2 protein-coding genes and 1 pseudogene are annotated in these 2,024 nt (G+C 67.5%); all 3 read left to right on the forward strand.

The window, feature by feature from the left end; genetic code table 11:
- Positions 1-310 (forward strand): annotated as a pseudogene (locus tag I5W_RS33395) (hypothetical protein); the annotation flags it as partial.
- 52 nt (positions 311-362) lie between these two features.
- Positions 363-800, forward strand: coding sequence for a hypothetical protein (locus I5W_RS14275; RefSeq protein WP_044529727.1), 438 nt, complete (start codon positions 363-365; stop codon positions 798-800).
- 93 nt (positions 801-893) lie between these two features.
- Positions 894-2,024: TolC family protein (locus tag I5W_RS14280; protein ID WP_044529728.1), on the forward strand; the 1,131-nt coding region annotated here is incomplete at its 3' end.

Below are 2,024 nucleotides of genomic sequence, written 5' to 3' on the forward strand. Positions count from 1 at the left end.
CGCTCTCGTCGAACTGGCAGGCATCGGTCATCGGCGCGTCGCCCTGCAGCCCCTTGCACTGCCAGTCGCGCATGTCGTAGTCGTTGAAAATCTCGGTCGTCTGTTGCTGCACCGTCTTGCCGTGGAACAGGTGCTGCTGCAGAACATCAGCATCGCGCTGGGCATCAAGGCGGTGTTCCTGGTGCTGGCGCTGGTGGGCATGAGTTCGCTGTGGATGGCGGTGTTTGCCGACATGGGGGCCAGCCTGATCGTGGTCTTCAACGGTCTGCGCCTGGTGCGCGGTGTGCGCCAGCGCAAGGCAAGCGCTTAAAGCCAGGTGGACAGGTTGATCGCGGACGCGAGCGCAGTCTATACTGCCGCCCATGATGCTGCGCGCAAAACTCCTCCTGCTCTGGTTGCTGGCGCTGGCGATTCCCGTCCAGGGTTTCGCCGCGGTGCTGCAGGCCTGCGCGCCGGCCATGCAACAGGCGGCGCAAGCGCATCCGATGCCGCATCAAATGCCACATCACCCGCTGACCACGCCAGCCCAAGCGCATCAGCACCAGCATGAGCACGCGCCTCATGCCGGCCATGACATGAGCCCCCTGGCCATGGCCGACCAGGATGCCCCGCATTCGCAACACCACGCCGACGCCTCCTGCAGCTTCTGCGCCGCCTGCACGGTGGGCGCCATCCTGCCGCTGGCCTTGGGCAGCGTGCCCGCGCCCGATCTTCCCTCGCGCGAATTCCTCGCGCAGCCCACTGCGGGCTTCGTCGGCTATCTGCCGGAAAACCCCGACCGTCCCCCTGCCCTGGCCTGATCCCGCCTTGCGCACGCCTGCGTGCGCCTAGCCCCTGCGCGCCCGCCTGACGGCGTGCGCAGTGGATGACGCTCATCATCAGACGAGGATTCCATGATTCCCCACGTTTCACGTCCCTTGCGGGCCGTTGCCGTGGCCGCCTGCACCTTGCTGGCCGGCTGCGCGCAATTGTCGCCCGATGGCGGCTTTGATCAGGTCGAACAGACCAGCCGCCAGCGCCTGGGCCAGGCCCCCGCCTGGAACCGCACACCACAACAAAGCCAAGCCAGCGCCCAACGCGTGCACCAACTGCTGCAAGCCGATGCGGCCTCTCCGGGCCGCCTGGCCAGCGCCGACGATGCGGTGCAGATCGCCCTCATCAACAATCCCGAATTGCAAGCCGAGTTCGCCGGATTGGGGGTGGCCGAGGCCGACCTGGTCCAGGCCGGGCGGCTGCCCAACCCCGGCTTTTCCTTCAAGCGCACCCATGCCGGCGACGACCTCAAGATCGAGCGCAGCCTGTCGCTAGGGCTGATGCGCCTGATCACCCTGCCGGCGGCCTCGCGTATCGAGCAACGACGCTTCGAGCAGGTGCGCCTGTCACTGGCCGCACGCGTGCTGGCGCTGGCGGCACAGACCCGGCAGGCCTACTACAAGGCGGTCGCCGCCCAGCAAGGACTGCGCTACCAGCAGCAGGTGGCCGATGCCGCCGAAGCCGCGCATGAACTGGCCGCGCAAATGGCGCGCCTGGGCAACATCAGCAAGCTCGATGCCGCCCGCGAGCAATTCTTCTATGGCCAGGCGCAAGCCAGTCTGCAACAGGCACAGCGCCTGGCCGCGCAGGACAAGGAAAGCCTGGCCCGCCTGCTGGGCCTGGCCCCGGATTTCGCCCTGCCGGCCCAATTGCCGGCCCTGCCGCGCCAACTCGATGAACTCAACGACGTCGAACAACAAGCGCTGCAACAGCGGCTGGACGTACAAGCCGCCCGCACCGAGCTGGAAGGCCTGCAAGCCTCGCTGGGCCTGACCCGCGCCACGCGCTGGATCAATGTGCTGGACCTGGGTGCGGTGCGCACCTCCGAGAGCGGCAAGCCACCCGAGATCGGCTATGAGATCTCCATCGAGATTCCCCTCTTCGACTGGGGCGAGGCACGCGTGGCCAAGGCCGAGTCCATCTATCTGCAAGGCGCGCACCGACTGGCCGCCAGCATCCTCGATGCGCGCGCCCAGGCACGCCGGCTGGCG

The organism is Herbaspirillum sp. B65 (genome assembly GCF_000333555.1).
Classification (GTDB): domain Bacteria; phylum Pseudomonadota; class Gammaproteobacteria; order Burkholderiales; family Burkholderiaceae_D; genus Herbaspirillum; species Herbaspirillum rubrisubalbicans.

Excerpts from the sequence above, each read along its gene's own strand:
- I5W_RS14275 (WP_044529727.1), top strand. The coding sequence starts at position 363 with ATGATGCTGCGCGCAAAACTCCTCCTGCTCTGGTTGCTGGCGCTGGCG.